This is a genomic window from Pelodictyon luteolum DSM 273 (assembly GCF_000012485.1).
GTDB lineage: Bacteria > Bacteroidota > Chlorobiia > Chlorobiales > Chlorobiaceae > Chlorobium > Chlorobium luteolum.
Window position 1 is genome coordinate 525,984 of the sequence record NC_007512.1, and the last position, 26,515, is coordinate 552,498.

The 26,515-nt window shown below is 58.8% G+C and carries 24 protein-coding genes; 15 read left to right on the plus strand and 9 right to left on the minus strand.

The features are described 5' to 3' along the window. The first annotated feature begins 122 nt into the window (after nucleotides 1–122). Together pgsA and PLUT_RS02330 are read left to right on the plus strand one after the other, a co-directional pair. Entirely contained in the window at nucleotides 123–743 is a 621-nt protein-coding gene (pgsA, locus tag PLUT_RS02325; protein ID WP_011357211.1) for a CDP-diacylglycerol--glycerol-3-phosphate 3-phosphatidyltransferase, read from the plus strand. Then, nucleotides 727–1,221 (plus strand): phosphatidylglycerophosphatase A family protein, encoded by a 495-nt coding sequence (locus PLUT_RS02330; RefSeq protein WP_011357212.1) that lies wholly within the window; start codon nucleotides 727–729, stop codon nucleotides 1,219–1,221. Before pgsA ends, PLUT_RS02330 begins: the two co-directional genes overlap by 17 nt. Here the strand turns inward: PLUT_RS02330 and dxs are convergent. The 3 genes from dxs to PLUT_RS02345 are packed head-to-tail and all read right to left on the minus strand — an operon-like array spanning nucleotide 1,200 to nucleotide 5,022. Then, nucleotides 1,200–3,098: a 1-deoxy-D-xylulose-5-phosphate synthase gene (dxs, locus tag PLUT_RS02335; RefSeq protein ID WP_011357213.1), complete on the minus strand. Its 1,899-nt coding sequence runs from the start codon at nucleotides 3,096–3,098 to the stop codon at nucleotides 1,200–1,202. The genes PLUT_RS02330 and dxs overlap by 22 nt on opposite strands. 13 nt (nucleotides 3,099–3,111) lie before the next feature. Continuing rightward, nucleotides 3,112–3,537 (minus strand): secondary thiamine-phosphate synthase enzyme YjbQ, encoded by a 426-nt coding sequence (locus tag PLUT_RS02340; protein WP_041463999.1) that lies wholly within the window; start codon nucleotides 3,535–3,537, stop codon nucleotides 3,112–3,114. 42 nt (nucleotides 3,538–3,579) lie between these two features. Then, nucleotides 3,580–5,022: an alpha-amylase family glycosyl hydrolase gene (locus PLUT_RS02345; RefSeq protein ID WP_011357215.1), complete on the minus strand. Its 1,443-nt coding sequence runs from the start codon at nucleotides 5,020–5,022 to the stop codon at nucleotides 3,580–3,582. 229 nt (nucleotides 5,023–5,251) lie between these two features. Between PLUT_RS02345 and PLUT_RS02350 the strand changes: the two genes are divergently transcribed. The 8 genes from PLUT_RS02350 (at nucleotide 5,252) to PLUT_RS02385 (ending at nucleotide 15,608) form a co-directional block, all read left to right on the plus strand. Continuing rightward, nucleotides 5,252–7,459 carry an ATP-dependent helicase gene (locus PLUT_RS02350; RefSeq protein ID WP_011357216.1) on the plus strand — a complete coding sequence of 736 codons (2,208 nt, stop codon included), beginning with the start codon at nucleotides 5,252–5,254 and terminating at the stop codon, nucleotides 7,457–7,459. A 115-nt stretch (nucleotides 7,460–7,574) separates the two neighbouring features. Further along, nucleotides 7,575–8,606 (plus strand): glycosyltransferase family protein, encoded by a 1,032-nt coding sequence (locus tag PLUT_RS02355; RefSeq protein ID WP_011357217.1) that lies wholly within the window; start codon nucleotides 7,575–7,577, stop codon nucleotides 8,604–8,606. An 11-nt stretch (nucleotides 8,607–8,617) separates the two neighbouring features. Further along, complete coding sequence (locus PLUT_RS02360) at nucleotides 8,618–9,211, plus strand: nitroreductase family protein (RefSeq protein ID WP_011357218.1); 594 nt, start codon at nucleotides 8,618–8,620, stop codon at nucleotides 9,209–9,211. Then, nucleotides 9,198–9,782 (plus strand): leucyl/phenylalanyl-tRNA--protein transferase, encoded by a 585-nt coding sequence (aat, locus tag PLUT_RS02365; protein WP_011357219.1) that lies wholly within the window; start codon nucleotides 9,198–9,200, stop codon nucleotides 9,780–9,782. The genes PLUT_RS02360 and aat overlap by 14 nt, the downstream gene beginning before the upstream one ends. A 61-nt stretch (nucleotides 9,783–9,843) precedes the next feature. After that, nucleotides 9,844–11,145 carry an ArsA family ATPase gene (locus PLUT_RS02370; protein WP_011357220.1) on the plus strand — a complete coding sequence of 434 codons (1,302 nt, stop codon included), beginning with the start codon at nucleotides 9,844–9,846 and terminating at the stop codon, nucleotides 11,143–11,145. Between the two features lie 136 nt (nucleotides 11,146–11,281). Beyond that, nucleotides 11,282–12,163, plus strand: a complete 882-nt coding sequence (locus PLUT_RS02375; protein ID WP_011357221.1) for an enoyl-ACP reductase FabI — start codon at nucleotides 11,282–11,284, stop codon at nucleotides 12,161–12,163. Between the two features lie 236 nt (nucleotides 12,164–12,399). Beyond that, nucleotides 12,400–14,625, plus strand: coding sequence for an NADP-dependent isocitrate dehydrogenase (locus tag PLUT_RS02380; RefSeq protein ID WP_011357222.1), 2,226 nt, complete (start codon nucleotides 12,400–12,402; stop codon nucleotides 14,623–14,625). 167 nt (nucleotides 14,626–14,792) lie between these two features. Continuing rightward, nucleotides 14,793–15,608, plus strand: a complete 816-nt coding sequence (locus PLUT_RS02385) for a TIGR00282 family metallophosphoesterase (RefSeq protein ID WP_011357223.1) — start codon at nucleotides 14,793–14,795, stop codon at nucleotides 15,606–15,608. Nucleotides 15,609–15,699: 91 nt separating this feature from the next. Here the strand turns inward: PLUT_RS02385 and fbp are convergent, their stop codons facing one another. After that, nucleotides 15,700–16,701: a class 1 fructose-bisphosphatase gene (gene fbp, locus PLUT_RS02390; protein ID WP_011357224.1), complete on the minus strand. Its 1,002-nt coding sequence runs from the start codon at nucleotides 16,699–16,701 to the stop codon at nucleotides 15,700–15,702. Nucleotides 16,702–16,880: 179 nt separating this feature from the next. Here fbp and recJ point away from each other — a divergent pair, with 179 nt between their 5' ends. Then, a complete protein-coding gene (recJ, locus tag PLUT_RS02395) occupies nucleotides 16,881–18,596 on the plus strand; it encodes a single-stranded-DNA-specific exonuclease RecJ (RefSeq protein ID WP_011357225.1) in 1,716 nt (571 codons plus the stop codon). 11 nt (nucleotides 18,597–18,607) lie between these two features. Here the strand turns inward: recJ and PLUT_RS02400 are convergent, their stop codons facing one another. Genes PLUT_RS02400 through PLUT_RS02415 form a run of 4 tightly spaced genes read right to left on the minus strand, consistent with a single transcriptional unit; the run spans nucleotide 18,608 to nucleotide 22,583 of the window. Then, nucleotides 18,608–19,504, minus strand: a complete 897-nt coding sequence (locus tag PLUT_RS02400; protein WP_162010060.1) for a lysylphosphatidylglycerol synthase transmembrane domain-containing protein — start codon at nucleotides 19,502–19,504, stop codon at nucleotides 18,608–18,610. Continuing rightward, entirely contained in the window at nucleotides 19,491–20,423 is a 933-nt protein-coding gene (locus tag PLUT_RS02405) for a glycosyltransferase family 2 protein (protein ID WP_011357227.1), read from the minus strand. Before PLUT_RS02405 ends, PLUT_RS02400 begins: the two co-directional genes overlap by 14 nt. Before the next feature lie 14 nt (nucleotides 20,424–20,437). Continuing rightward, nucleotides 20,438–21,985 (minus strand): ArnT family glycosyltransferase, encoded by a 1,548-nt coding sequence (locus PLUT_RS02410; RefSeq protein ID WP_011357228.1) that lies wholly within the window; start codon nucleotides 21,983–21,985, stop codon nucleotides 20,438–20,440. Next, nucleotides 21,960–22,583, minus strand: a complete 624-nt coding sequence (locus tag PLUT_RS02415; RefSeq protein ID WP_011357229.1) for a phosphatase PAP2 family protein — start codon at nucleotides 22,581–22,583, stop codon at nucleotides 21,960–21,962. The genes PLUT_RS02410 and PLUT_RS02415 overlap by 26 nt, the downstream gene beginning before the upstream one ends. Nucleotides 22,584–22,728: 145 nt before the next feature. Here PLUT_RS02415 and purU point away from each other — a divergent pair, with 145 nt between their 5' ends. From purU to PLUT_RS02435, 4 genes are read left to right on the plus strand one after another with little or no spacing between them, the layout of a single operon-like run. Next, nucleotides 22,729–23,595 (plus strand): formyltetrahydrofolate deformylase, encoded by an 867-nt coding sequence (gene purU, locus PLUT_RS02420; RefSeq protein WP_041464001.1) that lies wholly within the window; start codon nucleotides 22,729–22,731, stop codon nucleotides 23,593–23,595. Nucleotides 23,596–23,607: 12 nt separating this feature from the next. Then, nucleotides 23,608–24,516, plus strand: coding sequence for a cation diffusion facilitator family transporter (locus PLUT_RS02425; protein ID WP_011357231.1), 909 nt, complete (start codon nucleotides 23,608–23,610; stop codon nucleotides 24,514–24,516). Continuing rightward, nucleotides 24,513–25,064, plus strand: a complete 552-nt coding sequence (locus PLUT_RS02430; protein ID WP_011357232.1) for a lipocalin family protein — start codon at nucleotides 24,513–24,515, stop codon at nucleotides 25,062–25,064. Before PLUT_RS02425 ends, PLUT_RS02430 begins: the two co-directional genes overlap by 4 nt. Before the next feature lie 51 nt (nucleotides 25,065–25,115). After that, nucleotides 25,116–25,403 (plus strand): hypothetical protein, encoded by a 288-nt coding sequence (locus PLUT_RS02435; protein WP_011357233.1) that lies wholly within the window; start codon nucleotides 25,116–25,118, stop codon nucleotides 25,401–25,403. 1 nt (nucleotide 25,404) lies between these two features. Here the strand turns inward: PLUT_RS02435 and PLUT_RS02440 are convergent, their stop codons facing one another. Next, nucleotides 25,405–26,430, minus strand: a complete 1,026-nt coding sequence (locus tag PLUT_RS02440) for an NAD(P)-dependent oxidoreductase (RefSeq protein WP_011357234.1) — start codon at nucleotides 26,428–26,430, stop codon at nucleotides 25,405–25,407. Between the last annotated feature and the right edge of the window lie 85 nt (nucleotides 26,431–26,515).

Sequence of the window (26,515 nt, forward strand, 5' to 3'; positions counted from 1 at the left end):
AGAGAAAAACCCGCCGGAAGCCCGGCTTCCGAAAAGAATTTAATTTTGGTATCTTTGTTGCAATTATTGTCATTGCCACCGGGCCTTCCGGTGGTATCCACTGATTCAACCGATTTCATCCCTTGAAAGCACAGCAGGAGAGCTTCCTCACCATACCGAACCAGCTGACGGTTCTCCGGATACTGCTTGTCCCGGTGTTTGTCATGCTTCTGTTGCAGGATGATGCATTCCTCAAGCTTCTTGGCGTGATTGCATTTACGGTGGCCAGCCTGACCGATCTCTACGACGGCTGGCATGCCCGCCGGTTCAACGTAGTGACCCGGATCGGCGCGTTTCTCGATCCGCTTGCCGACAAACTGCTCATCACTGCAGCTTTTCTCGTCTATGTGTGGATGGGCTACATCTCCCTCTGGATGGTGATGCTGGTCGTCCTGCGCGATGTTGTGGTGACGGCGCTGAGGAGCTGGGCGGAGTTCCGGGACCATCCGGTGGTGACTTCCCGGCAGGCCAAGTACAAGACCCTTTTCCAGAACGTGTTCGCCTACCTCGTGATGGTACTGATTTTCCTGAAAGAGGCTGCGCTCTTCGGCAGAGGGTCGTCAGATGCGATCCTCCGCTTTCTCAACTCCAGCGTCCTCGACTGGATCATGCTTGCCGTGACGGTGGTGACGGTGGCAACAGGCGTTTCATACCTTATTGACAACTGGCAGGTCATTACCGGAAAGCATGAAGAGCGCAGCTGAGGGGGCAGGGTTCCACTTCGCCCGGGCGCTTTCGACCTGTTTTTTTGTAGGGTATTTCCCTCTTGCTCCCGGGACGATCGTCAGTGCTCTTGCTGTTCTGCTCTATCTCCTGGTTCCCGTTCTGCAGGATCCGGTTGTTCTGGCAGGGGGAGTGCTCCTCTCAGCGGTGTTCGGCGTGTGGTCCGGCGGAGTCATGGAGGAGTCCGCAGGCCTGGATCCTTCCGAGGTGACGATCGACGAGCTGTCCGGCCAGTGGCTTGCGCTTCTTTTTCTGCCGGCAGGGCCGGTCCCCGCCCTGCTCGCGTTTCTTTTTTTCCGTATCTACGATATCCTCAAGCCCGGTCCAGTCGATATGGCCCAACGTCTTCGGGGCGGATGGGGCATCATGGCCGATGATCTTCTGGCCGGCCTCCTTGCCAATGTCTCTGTCCGGCTGGTACTCCTTATTGTGCCGGCTCAGTGGACGGGCGTCCTGTAGAACTCCTTCACATGTTCAGCTATCCCTGCCGCATCTAGGCCGGTTTCCCGGTAGAGGTCCTGCATGCTGCCGTGGGTGATGAACCGGTCGGGCAGACCTATTTTCAGGAGTGGTGTCTTTTTCGGCGATGATGCAAGATGATCGCTGACTGCACTGCCGAGTCCGCCGAGGATGCTGTTTTCCTCAATCGTGACAATGTGGGTTGCCGATGCGGCGAGCCGGTCGATGAGGGCGGTGTCGAGCGGCTTGAGAAAGCGCATGTCGACGATGTCGGGTTTGATGCCCTCCGCTTCAAGCAGTGCCGCGGCCTCGACTGCCGCCTGCACCATGGAACCGATCGCAAACAGAACCGGTCCGGTCCCTTCCCGGATGATCCGGCCCCTGCCGGGCTCGAGCCTGGTAAAGTCTTTCCGGAGCGGGCCGCCGCCGCTGCTGCCTCTCGGGTAGCGGATGGCCACAGGCCCTTCGATGTGGTAAAGGGCGGTATGGAGCATGTCGCGCAGTTCCTGGGCGTCAGAGGGTGCCATGATGGTGAGACCCGGGACGGCGTGGAGGAAGGAGAGGTCGAAGGCGCCGTGATGGGTTGGTCCGTCTTCGCCGACGAGTCCTGCCCGGTCGATGGCAAACACCACATGGAGGTTCTGCAGGGCAACGTCGTGGATGAGCTGGTCGAGGGCCCGCTGCAGGAAGGTCGAGTAGATGGCACAGACCGGTTTCAGTCCTTCCAGGGCAAGGCCTGCGGCGAAGGTCACGGCGTGGCCTTCGGCGATGCCGACATCATAAAACCGGTCCGGGGCCGCTTTCTCGAACAGGTCGAGCGAGGTGCCGCTCGGCATGGCGGCCGTGATGGCGGTGATGGCCGGGTCTTTCAGGGCCATTTCCACCAGTGCCTCTCCGAAGATCTCCTGATATTTCGGCGGATCGGGCGCGCCCGTTTTCTTTGCCGTCATGCCGGTTGTCGTATCAAATCCTCCGCTGTGCGCATGCCACCCGCTCTGGTTTTCTTCTGCCGGAAGGAACCCCTTGCCCTTGGTGGTGACGACATGGAGCAGTTTGGGGTTGGGAAGTTCGTGCATCTCTTTGAGGGCGCGCACAAGGCGCCCCATGTCGTGGCCGTCGATCGGCCCGAAGTAGCGGAGGCCGAGGGCCTCGAAGAAGGCTCCCGGGGTGAGGGCCGCTTTCATGCCGTCCTCAAGCCGGCGGAGGGCGTTCTTCGCGCCCTCGTGGTTGAGCAGCGACATGGAGTTCCACAGGAGCCGCCGTGCCTTGTTGTATGTCTTGTTGAGGGTGATGTCGACAAGGTGGTTCTTGAGTCCGCCGGTGCTCGGAGAAATGGCCATCTGGTTGTCGTTCAGGATGACGAGCACGTCGCTTTTCAGGTCTCCGAGGTGGTTCATGGCTTCGAATGCCATGCCGCCTGTCATGCTTCCGTCACCGATGACGGCCACCATTTTTTCCCGACCCCCTTTGAGGTCCCTGCCCGCCGCCATGCCGGCCGCTGCTGAGATGGAGGTTGAGGCGTGTCCGGTGCCGAACGCATCGTGCGGGCTTTCATGGATTTTAGGGAAGCCGGCGATGCCGCCGTATTTCCGGTTGGTCTGCATCCGGCTGCGCCGGCCGGTCAGCATTTTATGGATGTAGGCCTGATGCCCCACGTCCCAGACGATCCGGTCCTCTTCGGTGTTGTATACATGGTGCAGCGCAACGGTCAGTTCGGTGACGCCGAGGCTGGATGCGAAATGCCCGCCGTTCATGGCGATGAGCTCGATCAGTTCCTTGCGGCACTCGTCGGCCAGCTGCTGCAGCTGCTTCGTCGAGAGTTTTTTCAGGTCGCGCGGGGAGAGGATCCGGTCAAGGAGAGGGCGTGTGTCGTTCATGGCGCTGGGGGTTTCAGATGCCGGTTGCCTGCATGAGGACGCTGCGTTCGGGTCGTGGTCCGTCAAGTTCGATGAAGAAGATCGACTGCCACCGGCCGAGCATGAGTCTGCCTTCCGAGAATGGGATGGTTTCAGTGGTGTTCATGAAGAGCCCGAGCAGGTGGGAGTGGGCGTTGTCCCGTCCGTCGATGGGCTGGAGGTTGTGGAGGTAGTTCCCGTCTTTCGGGGCGAGGCGCTTGAGGAACGTTTCGATGTCCTCCATCAGCCGTTCTTCCTGTTCATTGATGTTGAGACACGCGGTGGTGTGGCGGCTGACGAGGGTGAGGAGGCCGTCCTTGAGGCCCGAACCGGCCACGGCGTCCTCTGCCGCCCGGGTTATGTCAATGATCTCGATAGGCTTCCTGGTGCAGAGTTCCAGAGTCGTTCTATGGATGCGCATCATAGGGTGGGTTGCTGGCATTGTTTGGCGTTGTCTTGCGCCTTAGAATGTTATCGCTACGGCTTCATGTGGAGCAAGCCGTACCTGTATGACCTGTCCGGACAGGTGCGGCGCCGCGGTCCGGTTGCCGTGTGCGGTGCTGAGGACGCCGATCTGGCTCCGCTCCACCTGTTCGAGCACTGGGTGCGTGACGTCGAAGGCGATGCCCGTGGAGCCGAAGTTGGCAAGGACGAAGGCGTGGCGCTCCGGGGTGAAACGGTGGAAGCCGATGCAGTGGGTGTGGTTCGATCCCTGAAGGTCGAGCCATTCGATCTGTCCTTCCTGAAAGGCCGGATCACGCTGCAGGATGAAGAGTTTCCGGTAGAGGTCGCCGAGGTCGCGGTCCGCGTGTTCAGGCGCCTGGTGGATGAGCTGCACAGGGATTTTGTGGCGGTACCCGTCCATCTGGTCCTGGTGCACGAGGTGCATGCCGGGCGCCATGAGACAGCAGAGCGCTGCGGCGCGGTTGTTCAGCCCCATCTTGTCTGCGGCTCTTGGTTCGTCATGGTTCTCGATGAAACGGCAGAGATGCTGCTGGTAGCTCCACTGGGCCTGCATGTGGCCTTTCAGCTTTTCGACATTGACCGGCGCACTGGCTAGGTAGTCGTAGAAGGGCTTGTCGTAGGTGAAGTCGAAGCCCTGCTGCTGCAGTTCCCACTCCTTGTTCCAGTATGATTCGGCAAGGAACGTGAATTTCGGATGGCGTGCCTTTACGGCGGCGATTGCCGGACCCCAGAACTCGTCCTTCATATGCCCGCTGAGGTTCTTCCATGTGGTGTTGAACACGCTCTTGAGCACCAGCATGGCAACATCGCAACGGACGGCGTCGCAGAGTTCGCTGATTTTCAGGAGGTTCCCTGTCATCATCGCATGCGTCGCGGGATTGGCATAGTTGATCTGCAGGGTGTCGGTCCAGGACGGGAAATAAGGATCGCGGCTGTAGGCGAGATATTTTCCCTGTGCGTATTCGAAGCTTGAACCGGGGTCATGGCTGCGTTCGGCCTGCGAGACGGAGATGAAGAATTCAGGGTGGGCCGGCAGCCACTGGTTGTCGAGAGCCAGATGGTTCGGCACGAAGTCAAGCATGAGCCGGATGCCGTAATGGGCAAGCTTCTCGCGGAACAGGAGCAGTTCATCGTGCCCTCCGAGCGCCTCGTTGACGGTGTAGGAGGGGATGGAATAGGGAGAAGAGGCTATGTCGGCCGGCTGGAGTGATGGAAGATGCTCGAGCAGCGAGGCCCTGAGGTCGGGGTGCGAGGTGGCTATGGCCCGGCTGTACTCGCTGGGTTTCCATACTCCCATGAGCCACACCATGTCGAATCCCGATTCGGAAAAGAACCGGAACTCCGAGTCCGGAACGTTGCCGAGCGTGACCGGCCGGTTGTTGAGCCGGCCGAGCTTCTGCAGCCAGATCCGGGTGTTGATTTCGTAGACGAGTGGAAACATCGGTTTATTGCAGTGTTAAGTGAGCATGGCTCTGTACTTCAATATAGCAACTCCCCCTGAAACTCCCGTAGAGAATTGCCTCTTTCGGGTTCCTTGTGGAGTGAAAAACATCCTTATGGCGGGATGCCCTAAAAAGTTGTAAAATGGCTATACTTATACGAACTTCAACGGGCGGCGGCACCTTCAGGCATGTCCGTCACGAACAACAATCAACAGGGCTCCTACTGTTTTGACCGATTTTTTACGCGACCTCAGCCCGGTGCAGCAAAGCGCCGTCAGCACAACGGAAGGGCCCGTCATGGTGCTTGCCGGAGCCGGCTCCGGCAAGACCCGGGTGATTACCTACCGCATCGCTCACCTGATAGGGACGAAGGGAGTCCCTTCAAAGAACATCCTCGCCCTTACCTTCACCAACAAGGCCGCTGGAGAAATGCGCCACCGGGTGGACACGCTCCTCGGCCCGGGCGCCTCCTCAGGGCTCTGGATCGGCACGTTCCATTCGGTGTTCGCCCGCCTGCTGCGCGACTATATCGAGCGTCTTGGCTACAGCAGGAGCTTTTCCATTTTCGATTCCGACGACAGCAAGAGCCTGATCCGCCAGTCCATGACTGAGCTCGGCATCCAGCAGGACGCCGTGCCGGTCAACACGGTGCAGGGTCTCATCAGCAAGGCCAAGAACAGTTTCATCCTCCCCTCCGAGTTCCACCGGAACGCTTCTGACTACAACCAGCAGAAGGCGGCCCTGGTCTATGAACTTTATACCAGGAAGCTGAGGGAGAACAACGCACTTGACTTCGACGACCTGCTCATAAAGCCGCTTGAGCTGTTCCGGGAACATCCCGACGTACTTCATGAGCTGCAGGAACTGTTCCGCTACATTCTTATCGATGAGTACCAGGACACCAACCGTGCGCAGTATCTGGTGACCAAGCAGCTTGCCGAGCGCTATCGCAATATTTTCGTTGTCGGCGACGATGCACAGTCCATCTACTCCTGGCGCGGAGCGGACATTTCCAATATCCTGAACTTCCAGGACGATTACCGTGAGTCGGAGACCTTCAAGCTGGTCGACAACTACCGAAGCACCGCCACCATCCTCACGGCGGCCAACAGCGTCATCAGCCGCAACAGCCGCCAGATCAAAAAAGAGCTGGTGCCGCAGGGCGCCAAAGGCGATCCCCTGACGCTGATTGAAGCATACAATGAACGCAATGAGGCTGAAAAGGTCGGGGAGCGCATCCTTTCGATGCACCGTGAAAAGGGGCTGGAGTTCCGCAGTTTCGCGGTCTTCTACCGGACCAACGCCCAGTCCCGCGTGCTGGAAGACGCCATGCGCCAGAGCCGGATTCCCTATAAGATCTTCGGCAGCGTCTCCTTCTATAAGCGGCGCGAAATCAAGGATGCCGTCGCATACCTTCGCTTCATCCAGAACGACCGCGACTCTGAATCGCTCCTGCGCATCATCAACTTTCCGCCCCGCAAGATCGGGGATGTCAGCATTACGAAGCTGCGCCAGTTTGCCGAAGAGCGTGGATTGACGCTCTATGAGGCAATACGCTCTGCGGGTGAGGGCGGGTTCCCGCAGCGCCTGCTCACGGCCCTCGGCTCGTTCTCCGCGGTGATCGAGAAACTGAGGGAAACGGCTGTGGACGGCACTGTCTACGACGTGCTTCACGAACTCTTCGAGCTTACCGCCATTCCCTCGCTGCTCCAGGCTGAGAACACGCCGGAATCGCTGGCCCGCCATGAGAACCTGCAGGAACTGCTCTCTATGGCCCGCGACTTTTCGGACCACAACCCCGATCGGGGTTCTCTCGGAGACTTCCTTGAGAATATCGCGCTGGCTTCCGACTACGACGAGACCCAGGAGTCCGACAACTTCGTCTCGCTCATGACGGTGCACGCTTCAAAAGGCCTTGAGTTCCCCGTGGTGTTCATCACCGGCCTTGAGGAGCGGCTGTTCCCGCTCAACTGTTTCGAGCCCGAACAGCTCGAAGAGGAGCGCCGGCTGTTCTACGTGGCGGTGACGAGGGCGCGTGAAAAGATTTTTCTCTCCTGGGCCCAGAGCCGCTATCTGTACGGTCAGCCGCAGCACTGCCTTCGCTCGAAGTTCATCGGCGAGATCGACCAGTCGGTTCTTCTGGGTGAAGGTGGACGGGCCGTATCGCGAGGTGGCGCACCTGCAGCAGTGGCTGCGCCAGCTTCAGCTTCTTTCCGGCGTCCCGCTGCGTCCGGCAGCCCTGCACCCGAGACTGCTGCGCGCCCCGCAACCGGGGGGATGAAGAAGGGTGCGAAGGTCCACCATGCGGTGTTCGGTCCCGGCATCGTCGTGGAGCTGCAGGGGAAGGGCTCACAGCAGAAGGCGAGGATCTCTTTCAGGAGCGCCGGCGAAAAGACCCTGATGGTCCAGTATGCGAACCTGAAAATCGTTCCGTAAGGGATGGATATGAAGCGATCTTTGCCGTTATTGACCGTAGTGACCCATACTCGCGTTGTCCGAGTATTCCGGCCGGGGAACCCCCTCTGCCCCCAATCATAAACGCAGGAGAACCATGAGGATCCTTTTCGGTGTCCAGGGAACCGGAAACGGCCATATCAGCCGGAGCAGGGAACTTGTCAGGAAGCTGAAAGAAGACGGGCATGAAGTCGAAGTCATCGTCAGCGGCCGCAAAGAGGATGAGCTGCGCGAAATCGAGGTGTTCGAGCCCTACCGGGTGATGAAGGGAATGACCCTCATCACCTACCGCGGAAAGCTGAACTATATGGAGACGATGTTCCAGCTTGATTTCAGCCGCCTGATGGCCGATGTCCTCACCCTCGACACCGCGGGCCTCGACCTTATCATCACCGACTTCGAGCCGATCACCTCCATGGCGGCGCGCATCCGCAATGTCCCCTCTCTCGGATTCGGCCACCAGTACGCATTCCGGTACGCCATTCCTGAGACCAGAGGGAACATTTTCGAGAAGTATACCCTCCTGAATTTCGCCCCGGCCCGTTACAATGCCGGCCTGCACTGGCATCATTTCAACCAGCCGATCTTTCCTCCGGTCATTCCTGCAGCCCTATACGGCAACGCTGCCCCGGAGCCCGTGAAGGGCAAGATCCTCGTCTACCTGCCGTTCGAGGAGATCGATGACGTCACGGCGTTCGTCTCCGGGTTCGAGGATTATGAATTCCATATCTATGGCAAGGTGTCGGAAGACAGCGATCGGGGCCATCTGCATTTCAGGGCCTATTCGCGAGAGGGGTTCCTCCGCGATCTTACGGAGTGTTCCGGCGTGGTCTGCAACGCAGGCTTCGAACTGCCGGGAGAGGCTCTGCATCTTGGCCGCAAGCTGCTGCTCCGGCCCCTTGACGGGCAGATCGAGCAGGGATCGAACGCCATGGCCATGGAACAGCTTGGCTACGGCATGGCCATGCACGCGCTTGACCGGAAGATACTGGGTGAGTGGCTTGAAAACCCGGGACGCAAACCTCTCCGCTACGCCCGCACGGTTGATTATATCTCCGAGTGGATATCAAGCGGCCGGTGGGACGATCTTTCGCATTTTGCCGGCGCCGCATGGCGCGACAGGGGGTGAAGATGGTGAGTATGATGCAGTTCAGGGACCTCGTTGTCCGCAGCCGGAGCATCCGGCGGTTCGACGAGAGCGTTGCAGTCCAGGACGGGGTGCTCCGGGATCTGGTGGAGCTTGCCTGCTATGTGCCCTCGCCAAAGAACCTCCAGCCGCTGAAGTTCATTGCCCGGAGCGGCCCCGACTGCTCGAGGGCCCTGTTTCCTCTCCTGTCATGGGCGGGCTACCTGGCCGACTGGCCGGGTCCCGAAGCGGGGGAGCGCCCTACAGCCTATATCGTCATGCTCGGCGACACCTCGATCACCAGTGACTTTTCCATCGACAGCGGCATCGCCGCCGAGGTCATCATGCTCGGTGCGGCCTCGATAGGCCTCGGTGGCTGCATCATCGCTTCCATTGACCGGCCCGCCCTCCAAAGCCTCCTCCATATTCCCGACCGCTACCAGATACTCCAGGTTCTCGCGCTCGGAAAGCCGGTCGAAACGGTGGTGATCGACCAGATCGGAGATGGCGATCCGGTGCGCTACTACCGGGACCCGAACGGGATCCACCACGTGCCGAAGCGGACGCCTGGAGACATTCTGCTCGATTTCAGCGATGATCCCGGTTGACGCCCTCCTGAAAGCCTACCGTGAAGGGTTCTTCCCGATGGCCGATGCTTCCGACGGCCAGCTCTACTGGTGCCGTCCCGAGATGCGGGCACTTTTTCCACTTGAGAGCTACCGCCCTTCGCGTGATGTTCTGCGCCTCCAGCGGCGGGGTGAGTACTCGGTCTTTTTCGACAGTGATTTCGAGGCCGTGATCAGGGCCTGTGCAGCCCCGCGCAAAGACGATCCGGAAACCTGGATATCCGGGGAGATTGTCGAAACATACATACGTATCCATGAGCTCGGGCTTGCCCACAGCGTCGAGTGCCGCTACCGGGGGGAGCTGGCCGGCGGGCTTTACGGCATCGCCATCGGTGGCGCTTTCTTCGGGGAATCGATGTTCTACCGCCGCTCCTACGCCTCCCAGGTAGCGCTCTGGCACCTCGTCTGCCATCTCCGGCTGAAGGGTTATCTCATGCTCGATGCCCAGATCATGAACCCCCATCTCCGTCGACTCGGGGCTGTAGAAGTGCCGCACGACGAATACATGCGGCTTCTTGAGGCCGCACTCCGTAAAAAGACCGCTTTTCTCTGATACGGGAAAATGGTACCTTGAATGACAATAATTTTTGCGCCATCAAACCGTGGAGCGGCCTATGCTGTCAAGGGATTTAACAGAAAACCAGCCCAAAACCCGGGTCATCATTTACTCCGGCAAGGGCGGAACGGGCAAGACCACCATATCATCCTGCACAGCAGTGGCTCTTGCCCGGTCGGGAAAGCGGGTCCTCATCATGTCGTCCGATCCCGCGCACTCGCTCTCCGACGTCTTCAACCTCCGCATCAGCCGCAACGATCCGCAGAAAATAGAAGAGAACCTTTACGGCCTCGAGGTCGATACGGTCTATGAGCTGAAGAAGAATATGTCGGGATTCCAGAAATTCGTCTCCACCTCCTACCAGAACAAGGGGATCGACAGCGGGATGGCCTCGGAGCTGACTACCCAGCCCGGTCTTGACGAAATCTTCGCCCTCAGCCGCCTGCTTGACGAGGCGCACTCCGGCAGGTGGGATGCCGTCGTGCTCGATACCTCCCCGACCGGCAACACCCTCCGCCTGCTCGCCTATCCCGAAATCATCATCGGCGGCAACATGGGCAAGCAGTTCTTCAAGCTCTACAAGAGCATGTCCTCCCTCGCCCGTCCGCTTTCGGGCGCATCCATCCCTGACGACGACTTCTTCAACGAGGTCAATGTGCTGCTCAAACAGATGGAGGACATCAACCAGTTCATTCTGAGTCCCGAAGTCACCTTCCGGCTTGTTCTCAACCCGGAAAAGCTCTCAATCCTGGAGACGAAAAGGGCGTACACTTTCGTGCACCTTTACGGCATCAACATCGACGGCATCGTCATCAACAAGATCCTTCCGACATCGCGGACCGTCGGCGAGTATTTCGAATTCTGGGCAGACCTGCACAGCAAGTACCTGATGGAGATCGACAACTCCTTCTACCCCACGCCGGTCTTCCGCTGCCACCTGCAGCGCACCGAGCCCATCGGACCCGATGCCCTGTACGGCATCAGCGAGATGGTGTTCGGAGAGCAGGCGCCTGACAAGATCTTCTACTCGGGAAAGAATTTCTGGATCGAGACGAAGCGCAGCGAGCTCACCGAGGACCACCGTGAAATTCTCTGCATCAAGATCCCCTTCCTGAAGGACGCCGAAGAGGTGACGGTGGAGCGGATGGGCACCGACATCGTCGTCGCCGTCGACCGCGCCCAGCGCATCATAACCCTGCCGAGGGCGCTCTACAGTCTTGAGATGGAGAAGTTTGTCCGCGAAGACAGTCTGCTCCGTGTCATTTTCCGGGAAATACCCGTGAACAAGGAAGATGCAGAGCTGAATGTCAACCGCAACGTGCTTGACAAGCTGCGCTCGCTACGCCGGATGAAGATCTGACGGGCGTTTCCGGGGCATCGCGATAAAATTTGAAGCGAAACGTTTAAGTTTTACACGGAAACTTGTATCTTCATTGTTTGAAATATTGAAATAAGGGGCTCTCCCCCCATTTTTTGTTAAAGAACCAGCTTATATCATGTCCGAGAACGCGCACTATGGTCTGTTGAAAGGGAAGAAAGGAATTGTTTTCGGCCCACTTGATGAAAGCAGCATCGGGTGGCAGATTGCAGTCCACGCCCACAGGGAAGGTGCCAGCATTGCCATCTCGAACGTTGCCGCAGCGATGCGGTTCGGCAACACCGATGAGCTTTCGGCTCTCTGCGGTAACGCTCCTGTCATTGTCTGCGACGCTTCCAAGAACGAAGATGTCGACAGCTGCTTTGGTGAGCTGAAAGAGAAGCTCGGCAAGATTGATTTCATCGTGCACTCCATCGGCATGTCGCAGAATATCCGCAAGCAGCTTCCTTACGAGGAGCTGAACTACGAGTGGTTCATGCGCACCCTGGACGTGTCCGGCCTTTCGCTCCACAGGCTTGTCTCCTACGCCCTGAAGAACGACGTGCTCAACGATGGTGCCAGCGTCCTGGCCCTCTCCTATATCGCTTCGCAGCGCAACTACTGGACATACTCCGACATGGGCGACGCAAAGTCGCTTCTTGAGTCTATCGTCCGCAGCTACGGCCCCCGGCTTGCCCGCCGCGGAATCCGCATCAACACGATTTCCCAGAGCCCGACCTACACAAAGGCCGGCAGCGGCATCCCCGGATTCGAAAAAATGTTCGAGTACAGCGACCTCATGTCGCCGCTCGGCAACGCATCCGCCGTGGAGTGTGCCGAATATGCCATGACCATTCTCAGCGACCTTTCCCGCAAGGTCACCATGCAGAACCTGTTCCATGACGGCGGTTACAGCTCCATGGGTGCAACCATTCCCATGATCAAGCTTGCCCACGAAGTGCTCAACGACAAGGAACTCGCCGAACGGGTCGGTCTTGAGGATTTCAAGCCAGCCAAGTGATTTTCCGGGGGGCCCCGCCGGCTTTCGGCAGCCCCCCCCTTGTTCCAGTTATTCCAGTGTTTTTCAGCTGATCATGCTTCACGGAAGGGCCCCTTCCGTGTTGGTCTTTTATTCCGTTTTCGATGGCTTTCCACCACTGCTGCTTTCACCGTTCCAAACTGTGAGTTCAGCCTTGGCGGAGCGTGTTTTTTTTCTGCAGTTCCCGTAACCAACCATTCAATAAAACGACAATAGAGATGGCAAAAACCGCTACAATCATTTATACCAAGATCGACGAGGCCCCGGCGCTTGCAACCTACTCCCTTCTGCCAGTGATCCAGGCCTTTGCCAAGGGTACCGGCGTCGAGGTGGAAACCAGGGACATCTCCCTTGCCGGCCGAATAATCGCCAATTTCCCGGACAGCCTGACCGAAGGCCAGCGCATCCCGGACTATCTTGCCGAACTCGGCGAGCTCGCCATGAAGCCCGAGGCCAACATCATCAAGCTGCCGAACATCAGCGCCTCCATTCCGCAGCTGAAGGCTGCCATCAAGGAACTGCAGTCCCAGGGCTACAGCTTACCCGAATACCCCGAAGCTCCTTCGACCGATGCTGAAAAAACAATCCAGCAGCGCTATGCCAAGGTCCTTGGCAGCGCCGTTAACCCGGTGCTCCGTGAGGGCAACTCCGATAGGCGCGCCCCGCTCTCCGTCAAGGAGTATGCCAAGAAAAACCCCCACAAGATGAGCGCGTGGTCGGCAGACTCCAAAGCCAGTATCGCCTACATGTCGTCGGGTGACTTCTACGGCAGCGAGAAATCGGTCACCATGCCATCCGCAGACAACGTCCGCATCGAGTTTTTTGGTGCCGACGGCTCCACCTCTGTCCTGAAAGAGAGCACCCCGGTTCTGGCCGGTGAGGTCATCGACTCTGCCGTCATGAACGTCAACGCGCTGCGCAGCTTCTATGCCAGGGAGATCGATGAGTCCAAAAAGAACGGCTCGCTGCTTTCGCTGCACCTGAAGGCCACCATGATGAAGATCTCCGATCCCGTCATGTTCGGCCACGCCGTCACCGTTTTTTACAAGGACGTGTTTGAAAAACATGCCGACGTCATCAGGGAACTCGGCGTCAACGTCAATAACGGCCTCGGTGACCTGTACCTGAAGATCCAGTCCCTTCCCGAAGCCAAAAAGGCAGAAATCGAAGCCGACATCCAGGCAGTCTATGCCACCCGTCCGGCTCTGGCCATGGTCGACAGTGACAAGGGCATTACCAATCTCCATGTTCCCAACGACATCATCGTCGACGCTTCCATGCCGGTCGTCATCCGCGATGGCGGCAAAATGTGGGGACCCGACGGCCAGCTCCATGACACCACGGCCATGATTCCCGACCGCTGCTACGCTACCATGTATCAGGCCATGATCGAGGACTGCAAGAAAAACGGCGCATTCAACCCCTCCACCATCGGCAGCGTGCCGAACGTCGGCCTTATGGCTCAGCAGGCCGAGGAGTATGGTTCACACAATAAAACGTTCTTCGCACCTGCAGACGGTACCGTCCGCGTTCTGGATGCTGCGGGCAACGTCGTGATGGAGCAGCCGGTGGAAACCGGCGACATCTTCCGCATGTGCCAGGCCAAGGACGCTCCGATCCGCGACTGGGTGAAACTTGCTGTTTCAAGAGCCCGCGCAACCGGTGCACCGGCCATCTTCTGGCTCGACAGCAACCGTGCCCACGATGCGCAGCTCATCGAAAAGGTTACCCGCTACCTGAAGGAGCATGATACCGCAGGGCTCGATATCCGCATCATGAACCCTGTTGAGGCCATGCGCTTCTCGCTCGAGCGCTTCAGGGCAGGCCAGGACACCATTTCGGTGACCGGCAACGTACTTCGCGACTACCTTACCGATCTTTTCCCGATCATCGAGCTCGGCACCAGCGCCAAGATGCTCTCCGTCGTTCCGCTCATGCAGGGCGGCGGTCTCTTCGAAACCGGTGCAGGCGGGTCCGCTCCGAAGCACGTGCAGCAGTTCCAGAAAGAGGGCTACCTCCGCTGGGATTCGCTCGGCGAATTCTCCGCGCTTGCCGCTTCCCTGGAGCACCTTGCCGGGGCTTTCAATAACCAGAAAGCCCAGGTTCTTGCCGACACCCTTGATGCCGCAATCGGAAAGTTCCTCGACAACAGGAAGTCTCCCGCACGCAAGGTCGGCCAGATCGACAACCGCGGCAGCCACTTCTACCTCGCCCTCTACTGGGCCGAGGCGCTTGTCGCACAGTCGGCCGATGCTGACATGCAGGCCCGCTTCAAGCAGGTTGCAGCAGACCTCGCCTTCAACGAGGCGAAGATCAATGAAGAGCTGATTGCAGCACAGGGCAGCCCCGTCGACATGGGTGGATACTATCATCCCGATGAAGAGGCAACCACGAAGGCGATGCGTCCGAGCGCAACCCTCAACGCCATCATCGACGCGATGTAATCATCCCCGTTGATAGAGAGCAGTGCTCCTATGGAGCAGAAAAACCCGGATTCCAGCCGGGTTTTTCTGTTTTCAGGAAGATGGCGTTCTTCAGATTCCGCTGTTCCCTTCGTACCTTGTAGATCTAAGCATCAAACCCCCAACGGAAAACAAAAGGACGGCACAGCATGGCAGCAAAAAACCTCAAGGTTATGTTCATCGGCGACGTAATCGGTACGCCGGGCCTGAAAATGGTCGGCTTGATGCTGAAGGGCTTCATTAAGACACACCAGATCGATTTCGTCATCTGCAACGGTGAGAATGCCCACAACGGCAAAGGGCTCAGTCTTGATGCCCTGAACCAGCTGCTTGAGGCCGGTGTCGACGTGGTGACCGGAGGCAACCACACCTGGAGCAATTTCAACTTTTTCGATACCCTCAAAACCCATCCCAAGGTACTCCGGCCCCTCAACTATCCGAAAGGCACCTATGGCAGGGGATTCGGCATCTACCCGCTTCCCGGGGGGCTCGGCAATATCGCCGTGGTGAACCTGCAGGGGCGCACCTTCATGTACCCCATCGACTGCCCGTTCCGGACCGCCGACTGGGTTCTGAAGCAGGTCAAGGACCAGGCACGCTTCGTCTTTGTCGACTTCCACGCCGAGGCAACGGCTGAAAAGATCGCTCTCGGCTGGTACCTTGACGGCCGGGTATCGGCCCTCATCGGTACCCATACCCATGTGCAGACCGCCGATGAGCGGATCCTCCCGAAAGGCACCGGTTACTGCTCCGACGCCGGCATGACCGGCCCGTTCCAGTCGGTCATCGGCATGCAGACGAAGTCGGCCACAGACCGCATGCTGTATCAGACCCCCCATAAATACGAGTGCGCAGAAGACGACGTGCATTTCTCGGCAGTCATCGTGGCGCTTGACGCCCAAACGGGAATGACGGTGGGCATCCAGCGCTTCTTTTACCCGGAGTTCGAAAAGGGGAGTCTCTGAGGGTGAGTGCCTGAAACAGTGGAATGAAAAAAGCCGCCCTTATGCAAGGCGGCTTTTTTAGTGGTCGATACGCTGGAAGAGAGCGTGATGCTCAGCGGATACCCTGTTCGAACTCCTCTGCAACCTTTACGTCCGCCATGCTGCCGATATAGAGCGGCGTACGCTGGTGGAGTTCAGAGGGGTCGATGTCAAGGATGCGACGGTGCCCGTCGGTTGCGCGTCCTCCTGCCTGTTCGCAGATGAATGCAAGTGGATTGGCTTCATACATGAGGCGCAGTTTGCCGCTGGGGTGCTTCGTGGTGGGTGGATAGACGAAGACGCCTCCGGTGAGGAGGTTGCGGTGGAAATCGGCGACGAGGGAGCCGATGTAGCGCGTGCTGTAGGGACGGCCGGTTGCCGGATCCTCTTCCTTGATATAGTCGAGATAGCGCTTGGTTCCGTCGTTGAACTGTGCGTAGGAACCCTCGTTGATGGAATAGTACTTGCCGCTTCCGGGCGTGGTGATGTTTTCATGCGAGAGCAGGAACTCGCCGATGGTCGGGTCGTAGGTGAAGCCGTGGACGCCGTGGCCGGTGGTATAGACCATGACGACAGAGGAACCGTAGATGACATAGCCGGCCGCGACCTGCTCGGAGCCTTTCTGCAGGCAGTCGCTGATGCTGGCGTTGCCGGGGTCGCTGCTCTTGATGCGGTAAATCGAGAAGATGGTGCCGACGCTGACGTTGACATCGATGTTCGACGAGCCGTCAAGCGGGTCGAAGAGCAGGGCGTAACTGCCGGTCTCGTTTTTCGGTGGGATGATGATGCCTTCGTTTTCTTCCGAGCCCATGATGGCGAACCGGCCGTGCTGGCCGATGGCGTTGATGATCTTGTCGTTGGCGAACAGATCCAGCTTCTTCACCTCTTCACCCTGCACGTTCGTGCTGCCTGCAAAACCGAGGATGTCCACCAGCCCTGCCCGCACCACTTCGCGGCGCACCAGTTTGGCGGCGAACGCGACGTCGCTCAACAGGTCGGTGAGTTCTCCGGTCGCTTCCGGGAAGTTTTTCTGCTGCTCGAGGATGTGGCGTTCGATGGTGATGAGCTGGCTCATGGAGTTGTGGGTCCTGATGGTTGATGGGACGGCGACCGGGAGAATCCCGGCCGTTAACAGGTAATTTAGAAATATCCTTGCCCAAATTCAAGGAGGGAGCCCCTTCCCCTTTTGCGGGGAGTTCGGGAAGCATTACATTCAGTTTTTATGCTTCAGGCAACCTTCCCCAGAGACCCTCAATGAAACGATTCCGCTGGACCATTCTTTCCGCAGATGATGCCGCGGTTGCCGCCATGATGGAATCCATAAATGTCTCAGCGCCCCTGGCCCGGGCGCTTCTCAACCGGGGCATCGACACCTTCGATGCCGCCAGAAACTTTTTCAGGGCCTCTTTCGAAAGCCTGCATTCCCCGCTGCTTCTCGGTGACATGGAAATTGCCGTCAAGCGGGTGCTGAAAGCCGTCCGGGAAGGGGAGAAGATCATGCTCTACGGCGACTACGATGTCGACGGTACGACCGGGACGGCAATGCTCCACCGGTTTCTCGGGGGACTCGGTGCCGAAGTGTCATGGTACATCAATGACCGGTTCCAGGAGGGCTACGGCATCTCTCCGGAAGGCATCGACGCCGCGGCCTCAAGGGGCGTGGGGCTTGTCATCACCGTCGACTGCGGCATCCGCGCAAATGAGGCCGTGAGCCGTGCCCGGGGGCTCGGTATGGATGTGATCGTCTGCGACCACCATGAACCCGACATCCTTCCGGAGGCAGTGGCAATCCTCAACCCCAAGGTTCCCGGCTGCCGCTATCCCTTCCGTGAACTCTGCGGCTGCGGGGTGGCATTCAAGTTCATTCAGGCCATTGCCGATGAGACGGGAGATGGTGAAAAAGCCTGGCGGGAGTATCTGGACTATGTGGCCATCGCTACGGCTGCCGATATGGTGGAGCTTACTGACGAGAACCGGGTGCTGGTCCGCGAGGGTCTCGTCCGGATACAGTCGGCTCCAGCAATGAGTCTCCAGGAAATGTTCCGTGTGATGAAGGTTGCCCCCAAAGAGGTCGGCATGTTCAACATCGCCTTCGGCATCGCGCCTCGCATCAATGCCGCGGGGCGCATGGGTTCTGCGCAGAGAGCCATGGAATGGCTGCTTTCGGAGTCCGCTGCCGATGCCAGACTCCACGCTGATGGTCTCGAGGAGCTCAACACCCTGCGGCGTCAAACCGATGCCGATATCATGGAGAAGGCCGAAAAGATGCTCGACGGGCATTTCGCATCCTACTGCTCCTCCATTGTCCTGTATGACGAGTCCTGGCACATCGGAGTGCTCGGTATCGTGGCCTCGAAGATGCTTGAGCGCCATTACCTCCCGACGGTCATCATGGGCGGAATGAACGGCCTGGTGAAAGGATCGGTCAGGAGTGTGGAAGGCCTGGACGTTTACGGGGTGCTGGAGGAATGCGGAGACCTTCTCCTGCAGTTCGGGGGGCACCGGCAGGCGGCCGGCGTCACATTGCTTCCCGAGAACCTTTCTGCATTCAGGAAGCGTTTCGATGCGGCCTCGGCCTCACGTCTCGGTATCCGTGAGCGCCAGAAAGAGCTCGTGATAGACTCCGAACTCCGGCTTGAAGATGCCGGAGAGAAGTTCATCAGGGTGCTTGAGCAGTTCTCCCCCCACGGGTTCGGCAACCGCGAGCCGGTGTTCATGACAAAGGGCCTCCGGGTTCACGGAAGGCCGCGGCTCCTGAAGGAGCGGCATGTGAAGTTCAGTGTCCGCGACGGCAGCGGGCGGTTCTTCGACGTCATCGGCTTCGACCGCCGCGACGTATACGATGCTCTGCAGGGCGATTCCGGTGCGGTGTTTTCAATGGCCTATTCGCTTGAAAACAGGGTGTGGAACGGTCGTGCCCAGCTGCAGTGCCGCCTGTACGACCTTGATGTCTCGACTTCCATCGCCTGATCGGGGATGGTTCAGGCCGCTTCCGTTGCTTCGGGTATGCTGGCTTCGTGCCGTATCCTGAGGAGTATCCCCGGCAGGGATGATATGGCCGATATCCCGAAGAAGACCAGTGAGAGGGCGATGCCGAGGCTGGCGTCGAGGTTGATGTGGCTCAGCATGTAATAGAAGGTAACCTCTCTGGCGCCCGCACCGCCGACCGTGATCGGCAGGATGGTCGCCACCGTCGAGATCATGAAGATGGCCAGATAGTCGATGCTGTGGGTGCCGGGTGCCAGGGCCTGCAGGATGAAGAACGCCGTGGCGGCCTGGGCGGCCTGCACCATGACGGATTCAAGTGCCGTAATGGCAAACAGGTCAAGGAACTGGCGGTAGACGAAACGGTTCAGGACGTAGGCGAGGGGATAGACTGCCAGAAGCCCAGCCCATGCATAGGGTACAGCTTCGGGCATCGTGCTGGCGAACGAGCTTGGCAGCAGGAGAATGAGGCCGAGAAAAATGAGTGCGATGATGCCGGTAAGCCGGTCCCAGAATACGGCGTGAAAGACGTTGATGGTCTTGACCCGGTGGTTTTTCTGCAGGACGAAGATCTTGTATCCGTCCCCGCCGACCCCACCCGGCAGGAAGAGGTTGTAGAACATCCCCAGGTAATAGAGCTTCAGGTTGTAGGCCCAGGAGAGGTTGAGTCCGACGGCTTTGAAGAACCGGTTCAGCCTGACGGCGTTGAAGAGCTTCGAAAGGTTGAAAAACAGGATTGCACAGAGGATGTACCAGAGGTTGGAGCTGCCTATGACCGTACCGATCTGGCGGACATCGGTTTTCTGCAGGACCAGGTAGAGGGCGGCGAGGGTAACGAGTACCTGGACCGCCGCCTTGAGCATCTTTTTGATGCCGGAACTAGTGTTTGCCAACGATTTTCCGGATGATGTAGGGTTTCTTGTTCTGCGACTCATAGTAGGTCCGCATGATGAACTCGGCAATGAAGCCCGTGGTGATGAGCTGGATGCCGATGAATGTCAGGATGATGCCGAGCGAGAGCAGCGGACGGCTGCCGATGTCCTCTCCGAGAATCTTTACCGTGAGCAGATAGAGGTTCATCGCCAGACCGATGAAGAGCGAGAGGAACCCGAGGGTCCCGAACAGGTGCATCGGGCGCTGGCTGTATTTCTGGAAGAAGACCATGAAAAGCAGGTCGCTGAGTACCTTGAAGGTTCTTCCGATCCCGTATTTCGATGTGCCGAACTTCCTTGCGTGGTGGCGAACGTCGACCTCTTCCATTTTCGCCCCGTATAGCTGGACGAGCACCGGAATGAACCGGTGGAGCTCGCCGTACAGCCCGAGGTTCTTTGCAACATCCTGTTTGAACACTTTCAGGGTGCAGCCGTAGTCGCGGATGTGGACGTCCGTCATGTTGCGGATGATGGCGTTGGCAATTGCGCTCGGGATCTTTCGCAGCATCATGCCGTCCTTGCGGCCGGCCCGCCTTCCTGCAACGACGTCGAGGTCGTGGTCATGAAGGTACTGCATCATCATCGGGATGTCGCCGGGGTCGTTCTGCAGATCGCCATCCATGGTGGCGATGAGCTCCCCTTCGGCTTCTGCGATGCCTGCAGCCATTGCCGTGGTCTGTCCGTAGTTCTTGTTCAGTACCACGAGCTTCACGTTCGGTGTCCTGAGGGCTTCGATCGTGGCGACCGTGCCGTCCGAGGATCCGTCGTCGACCAGAACGATTTCATGCTCTACCCTCGAAAGTGCCGAGTGGAGGGCATCGAAGAGTGGCTTGATGCTCTCCTCTTCGTTCATGACCGGTATGACGACTGAGAGTTTCATGACAGGGGTTTCATTCATTGGGTGGTTCTCAGAAGGACGATGCCGTTTTTCCTGAAGAGCACGACCGGGTTCTTCAGCCGCTCAAGCTGCTTCGACGTGGTCAGTACCACTTCGCCCCTAACGGGGGCTCGTTTCTGGGCAAATGACTCCGAATATACTAAAAAAGAGGGGTAATCGACCTCCCACATCACGATTTCCCAGCCCTTCTGTTTTGCCAGCAGTGCCGCCTCTTTTACCGGTTCCTGCATGAGCCGGCCCGCCGTCGGCATGACATGCATGTTGATGTAGAGGGCGAACACAACACCCGAAGCGATGAGCCGGAACTCTACAGGGACTGGCCGGATGAGTGCCAGCGCCGACATCGTAGCTGCAGCAAGCAGGGTGAGCTGGATATGGCGCTGGCCGAGGAGTTCCCGGGCTGCATGGAGCACGTCGCGGACATAGGCGTCGCCGGCCAGCTCCTCAGCGGCAGGAAGTGCCTGCGGGAGGACGGCGAGGGCGCCGAGCAGGAGGAGCGGCCAGAGCAGGGTAAGGGCCGGGCGCTTCGCCATATGGAGGGCCCGGGCCATGAGGAGGAAGAGGGGCGTGTAGCCGTAGATCATGTAGTGCGGCAGTTTCGTGCCGGAGAGCGAAAAGAAGACGAACACGAACAGTGTCCAGATTCCGAGCAGTCGGTTTTCAGGGTCCCCGGCAAGCGTCCTGAAGTTGCGTACAACGGTGTAGAGCAGCCCCGTGAAAGGCATGAGGCCGATAAGGACGACCGGCACATAGTAAAAGAGTGAGCCGGAGTGGCCTTCCAGCGAGGTGCTGAACCGGTCGACGTTGTGCTTGAAGAAAAAGCCCTCTATGAAGGCCATCCCTTCGGCCCGGTACTCCATGACATACCAGGGTAGGGTGATTGCGAGGAACAGCAGGATGCCTGCCGGGTTCAGCACCATCCGGAACCAGGCGCCGAGGCTTCGTTGGCTGAGCTGGAAGAAGAACGTCGCGGCAAGGGGGATGAGGACCGCCACAGGGCCCTTGGTCAGCATGCCGAATCCCATGGCGGCATAGGCCAGGAGGAGAGATGCCTTCGACTGCGTCCTGTAGTGGCTTAGGATTGCCAGCATGGTGCCTGCAAGGCAGAGATTGAGCAGGGCATCGGCAATGGCAGCCTTCGCGATGATGGTCACCTGCAGGGAGAGGACCAGCATGGCTGCAGCCAGAAACGCACGGCGCGCTCCGTTGCGGCGTGCTTCATGCAGGAACAGGGCGAAAGCCCATCCGGCTGCCGCAAGGGCTGAGGGAAGGCGGAAGGCGAACTCGGTGATCCCGAACGTCCGGATGGAGAGCAGCTGCAGCCAGTAGATCAGGACCGGTTTGTCGAAGCGGGGGACTCCGTTCAGATAGGTGGTTACGTAGTTGCCGCTTTGGAGCATCTCCCGGGTGGCTTCGCTGAACGCGCCTTCGTCCACATCGAAAAGCGGTGCCTGACCGAGCACCGCAAAGCAGGTGAGGGCAAGGATGAACGCCAGAAGCCCGGCGAAGATTGCCGATTCACGGCTTGAGCTCTTGGGGAGCATGGATGCGCTGTTTGAAGTACCGGTTGTAGAGAATGAGGCTTGTGGCGATGCCGAGGAACGAGCCTGCAATGACGTCCGAGAGGTAGTGCTGCCCGAGGAAGATGCGGCTGAAGGCGATGATGGCTGCTGCGCCATAGAACAGAGGCGCTGCGCCGGGATAGATCAGGACAAGAGCGGCGGCGACGCTAAAGGCCGTTGCCGAATGGCCGGAGGGGAACGAGGTCCAGGCGTGCGCGGCGTTGAACCAGTCGAGCCCGTAAACGCCTTCCTGGAAGAATAGTCCGGGCCGTGCCCTGCCGAGGATGAACTTCACAATGTTGGCTGCGATGCCCGACACGGCCGTCACGGCGAAAACGAAAAGGGCTGTCCAGGAGAGGGTCGGTCGTGATTTACGGAAGAGTACATAGAGGATCAGGCCGGGGACGAGGTACCACTCCGATTGGCCGAACCGGGTGATGGTATCGAAAACCTCATGCCACGGCGGGGTGTCGAGGGCACGGTAGAACAGTGCTGTCTGGCGGTCCAGAAAGGTAAATGAGAGGGCGCTTGCAATAAGGACGATGGCGGTGGATATCGCGTATCGGGATTGTGTGCTCATGGGCCGAAGGACTGCGGATGGGACCGCATGCCGGAAAAACCCCGCGGGGCAGGATTTATTTATGGTGGAACTCGCGTTGAAAAAACATAAATATACAAGAAATGGAGCTCTTTTGCACTCCTCCTCATTCATGCTCTCCATACCCATGCATCAAGAACCAAACCCCACGGCCATCCTGTTGCTTTCCTGCCGCGACCGGCGCGGCCTCGTCTCTCGCATTTCTCATTTCATCTATGAACGGGGCGGCAACATCATCGACCTCGACGAGCATGTCGATGCCGGGGAGGGAATGTTCTTCATCCGGGTTTCATGGAGCACCGACCGGCTCACCATTCCTGTTTCAGCGCTAGAGGATGCTTTCCGCCCTCTCGGCACCGAATTCGAGGCATCATGGAACATCCGCTTCACAGGCCGCCCCACCCGCTTCGCCATTTTCGTCTCCCGTTACGATCACTGCCTGCAGGAACTTCTCTGGCGTTACAGCATGGGTGAGTTTTCCGCCGAGATCCCTCTCGTGATTTCCAACCATCCCGACCTTGAGCCCCTTGCCGCCCACTACGGCATTCCTTTTCACCAGTTTCGGGTGACGGCCGATACCCGGGCCGATGTGGAGGCAGAACAGCAGGCTCTTCTGGATGCCAACGATATCGACGCCATCGTGCTCGCCCGTTACATGCAGGTGCTTTCCCCCTCGTTCGCCCGCCGCTGGCACGGACGGGCCATCAACATCCACCACTCCTTCCTTCCGGCGTTTGTCGGCGGTAATCCCTACAGGCAGGCGTATGAGCGAGGAGTGAAAATCATCGGCGCCACCTGCCACTATGTCACCGAGGAACTCGACCAGGGGCCCATCATCGAGCAGGACATCATGCGGGTGACCCACCGCGACACCCTTCAGGGACTCATCCGCCGCGGGCGTGACCTGGAACGGATGGTGCTGGCCCGGGCAGTGCGCCTGCATGCTGAACACCGCATCCTCCTCAACGGTCGCAAGACCATTGTGTTTGACTGAACGGAGATCCTCATGAGTGCAGGACACAGCCACCCTCACCATCATCATCAAGCCGCGGGTGATATAGGGACCGCTTTTTTCCTCAACCTCGCCTTTACGCTGGTGGAGTTCGTCGGCGGCTGGCTGACGGGGAGTACGGCAATTCTGGCCGATGCGGTCCATGACCTTGGCGACTCATTCGCTTTCGGTCAGGCATGGTATTTCGAAAAGCTTTCCCTGTCGGGGAGCAGCGAACGTTACTCATACGGCTATCGGCGCTTCTCGCTCGTCGGTGCGCTCATCAGTGCCCTGATCCTTTTCGGGGGTTCCATATTCGTTCTCCTTCAGGCGATTCCGAAGATCTTCGCTCCCGGCACCCCGGACGCGGGCGGCATGGCGCTGCTTGCCGTGGCCGGCGTCAGTGTCAACTTTCTGGCCATGCTCCGACTCCGGAAAACAGGCGGCATGAACGCCCGGGTCGTTACCCTCCACCTGCTTGAGGACGTGCTCGGCTGGGTGGCGGTGCTGGTTGTGGCAGTTGTGCTCCTGTTCTGGGACATTCCCGTGCTCGACCCCATCCTTGCCATCGCCATAACCCTCTTCATCCTGTACGGCGCCCTGAAGAACCTTCGTTCGATGGTGCCGGTTTTCCTTCAGGCCGTGCCGGATGGCATCAGCCTGCAGGCAGTGGTAAGGGAGGCTGAAGCGCTGGACGGTGTAAGGGGAGTCCACAATGCCCATATCTGGTCGCTTGACGGCACGCACCGTGTGTTTACCGCACACCTGCAGGTGGACCCGGAACTTGATGCCTGCGCATACATCGAGCTCAAAAAGCGGATAGCCGGCCTGGTCCAAAGCCACGGCATCGAGCATTCGACTGTGGAGATTGAATACCCCGGCGAAGTCTGCCGGATAACCGATAACGAGGAGGAAACGCCATGAAGATCACCGCCATTCTGAAACGGGCGCTCTGTTTGCTTCTGTTCCTGCCGGCAGGATGCACGGGCGTGCCTGACGGGCTGCAGGTCGTTGAGGACTTTTCGCTCGAGAGCTATCTCGGCACCTGGTACGAGATCGCCCGTATCGACAACTCGTTCGAAAAAAACTTCGAAGAGGTATCGGCCACCTACCGTCTTGACGACGATGGATCGGTCAGGGTGGAGAACCGGGGGTTCGATACCGAGAGGCAGCAGTGGAAAAGCGTCAACGGGAGGGCGAAGTTCGCCGGGCCGGTCGAACGCGGTGCACTGAAGGTATCGTTTTTCGGCCCCTTCTACGCGAGCTACAACGTGCTTGCCCTCGATCACGAAGGCTACCGGTGGGCGCTTGTCTCCGGCCATGACCGCGACCTCCTGTGGATCCTTGCACGCCATCCCGTGATGGAGCCCGAGCTGCTCGAAGAGCTCAAAGCGAAAGCGGCCGCGATGGGGTTCGATGCGTCCCGGATCCGCAAGGTCAGCCAGACCGGCGTGCCGGCTGGCACCAAGTGAATGCAGGATATCAGGGCAGGCAGGGGATACCAACACTAACGGAGGCAGAAGATGCAAGAGCATGATGAGCGGGAGGCCAGGTACCGGGCAATGGTGGATGGCATCGTCGGGGAGTGGGCGGTTGGAAAACCGCCGAACCCCCGGGCCGGCTCGCCGACGGCAAAACCATCGGGGTTCTACCGGTTGACGGGATGGCTCCTTGAGTACCTGCTGCGCCACGATGCGTTTCCGGTCGGGGTGCACCCGATGCCCGAGGGCATGGATAGCCAGGGGCGGATTGAACCGTCGTTTCCGGTGGATTTCGATCAACTTCTTGGCAACCGACCCTTTCCCCTGTAGACTAGAACATGCTGTGGGCTCCAAGTTCCTGGCCCTTGAGTCCCTCTTTCAGCACGCGGGCATAGAAGTCGCGGAGAGTATCGGTGCCGTATGAGGGCGTTGCCTCTTCGTCGTACCTTCCGGTCTCGTGGTTGAAGAGGAGCATGGATTCTGAGCAGTAGTACTTGCCGATACGGGCGAACTCGGCCTTGTCGCGAAGCTTCGGGATGAACTTCGAGAGCATGGTGAGGACGGGTATGATGACGTCGAAGATCTGTATCGGAACCTTCTTGAACTTCGGCTCCTTCCCCAGAAGCTCAAAGAGCATTGCACCCTGTTCTCTGGCCGAAATGGCTTTCCCCGGTCCCCCGATCGGGAGGATGCGGTTCTGCAGCGATGGGTTCTCGATGCAGTCGGCCATGAAGCGGGCAAGATCGGCTTCACTGATGGGTTTGCAGCGTGTGAGCTCTCCATCGGCAAACATTACATAGGGTTTGCCATTCTTCACCGACTCCACCTGTCCGGCAATCGACTTGAAGAAGGCCGTCGGGCGAACGATCGAGTATGACACCCCGGACGCCATCAACTCAGCCTCGAATTTCAGCTTTGCGTGCTGGAACTCCAGCATGGGTTTCTGTACACAGATGGCCGAGAGCAGGACGAAGTGTGTGATTCCAGCCTTAATGCCGGCCTCAAGTGCGTTTTTCGTTGCCCGGTAGTCAATGTTCCATGCATCCTCGATACCGCCGGTGCGCGAGGTAAGGCATGAATAGACAGCGTCGAAATGCTCCCCCCTGATTCCTTCCCTGAGGATCGACTGCAGATCACCGACGTCGCCAAAGCGGACCTCCGAGCCCGCCAGCTGCCGCCGTGTCTCTTCTGCCGTCGTGGCCGCATCCACCCCCGAGCGTGGTCGTGCAAAACTCACCACCTCGTGGCCCCGCGCCACCAGCTCCCTGGTGACGAATTTCCCGATGTATCCGGTTGCTCCGACGACGAATATGCGTTTTTTTGCGCCTGTGTCGCTTTGTTGCTGTCTGTCGTTCATGGCTGTTAGTCGATTACGGCTGTTAATCCGCTAAATGCTGTCAGTCGATTACGGCTGTTAATCCGTTAAATGCTGTCAGTCGATT

Coding starts and splice junctions, on each gene's coding strand:
- PLUT_RS02330 (WP_011357212.1), top strand. CDS start 727: ATGAAGAGCGCAGCTGAGGGGGCAGGGTTCCACTTCGCCCGGGCGCTT.
- dxs (WP_011357213.1), bottom strand. CDS start 3,098: ATGAACGACACACGCCCTCTCCTTGACCGGATCCTCTCCCCGCGCGAC.
- PLUT_RS02340 (WP_041463999.1), bottom strand. CDS start 3,537: ATGCGCATCCATAGAACGACTCTGGAACTCTGCACCAGGAAGCCTATC.
- PLUT_RS02345 (WP_011357215.1), bottom strand. CDS start 5,022: ATGTTTCCACTCGTCTACGAAATCAACACCCGGATCTGGCTGCAGAAG.
- PLUT_RS02355 (WP_011357217.1), top strand. CDS start 7,575: ATGAGGATCCTTTTCGGTGTCCAGGGAACCGGAAACGGCCATATCAGC.
- PLUT_RS02360 (WP_011357218.1), top strand. CDS start 8,618: ATGATGCAGTTCAGGGACCTCGTTGTCCGCAGCCGGAGCATCCGGCGG.
- aat (WP_011357219.1), top strand. CDS start 9,198: ATGATCCCGGTTGACGCCCTCCTGAAAGCCTACCGTGAAGGGTTCTTC.
- PLUT_RS02370 (WP_011357220.1), top strand. CDS start 9,844: ATGCTGTCAAGGGATTTAACAGAAAACCAGCCCAAAACCCGGGTCATC.
- PLUT_RS02375 (WP_011357221.1), top strand. CDS start 11,282: ATGTCCGAGAACGCGCACTATGGTCTGTTGAAAGGGAAGAAAGGAATT.
- PLUT_RS02380 (WP_011357222.1), top strand. CDS start 12,400: ATGGCAAAAACCGCTACAATCATTTATACCAAGATCGACGAGGCCCCG.
- PLUT_RS02385 (WP_011357223.1), top strand. CDS start 14,793: ATGGCAGCAAAAAACCTCAAGGTTATGTTCATCGGCGACGTAATCGGT.
- fbp (WP_011357224.1), bottom strand. CDS start 16,701: ATGAGCCAGCTCATCACCATCGAACGCCACATCCTCGAGCAGCAGAAA.
- recJ (WP_011357225.1), top strand. CDS start 16,881: ATGAAACGATTCCGCTGGACCATTCTTTCCGCAGATGATGCCGCGGTT.
- PLUT_RS02405 (WP_011357227.1), bottom strand. CDS start 20,423: ATGAAACTCTCAGTCGTCATACCGGTCATGAACGAAGAGGAGAGCATC.
- PLUT_RS02410 (WP_011357228.1), bottom strand. CDS start 21,985: ATGCTCCCCAAGAGCTCAAGCCGTGAATCGGCAATCTTCGCCGGGCTT.
- PLUT_RS02415 (WP_011357229.1), bottom strand. CDS start 22,583: ATGAGCACACAATCCCGATACGCGATATCCACCGCCATCGTCCTTATT.
- purU (WP_041464001.1), top strand. CDS start 22,729: ATGCATCAAGAACCAAACCCCACGGCCATCCTGTTGCTTTCCTGCCGC.
- PLUT_RS02425 (WP_011357231.1), top strand. CDS start 23,608: ATGAGTGCAGGACACAGCCACCCTCACCATCATCATCAAGCCGCGGGT.
- PLUT_RS02430 (WP_011357232.1), top strand. CDS start 24,513: ATGAAGATCACCGCCATTCTGAAACGGGCGCTCTGTTTGCTTCTGTTC.
- PLUT_RS02435 (WP_011357233.1), top strand. CDS start 25,116: ATGCAAGAGCATGATGAGCGGGAGGCCAGGTACCGGGCAATGGTGGAT.
- PLUT_RS02440 (WP_011357234.1), bottom strand. CDS start 26,430: ATGAACGACAGACAGCAACAAAGCGACACAGGCGCAAAAAAACGCATA.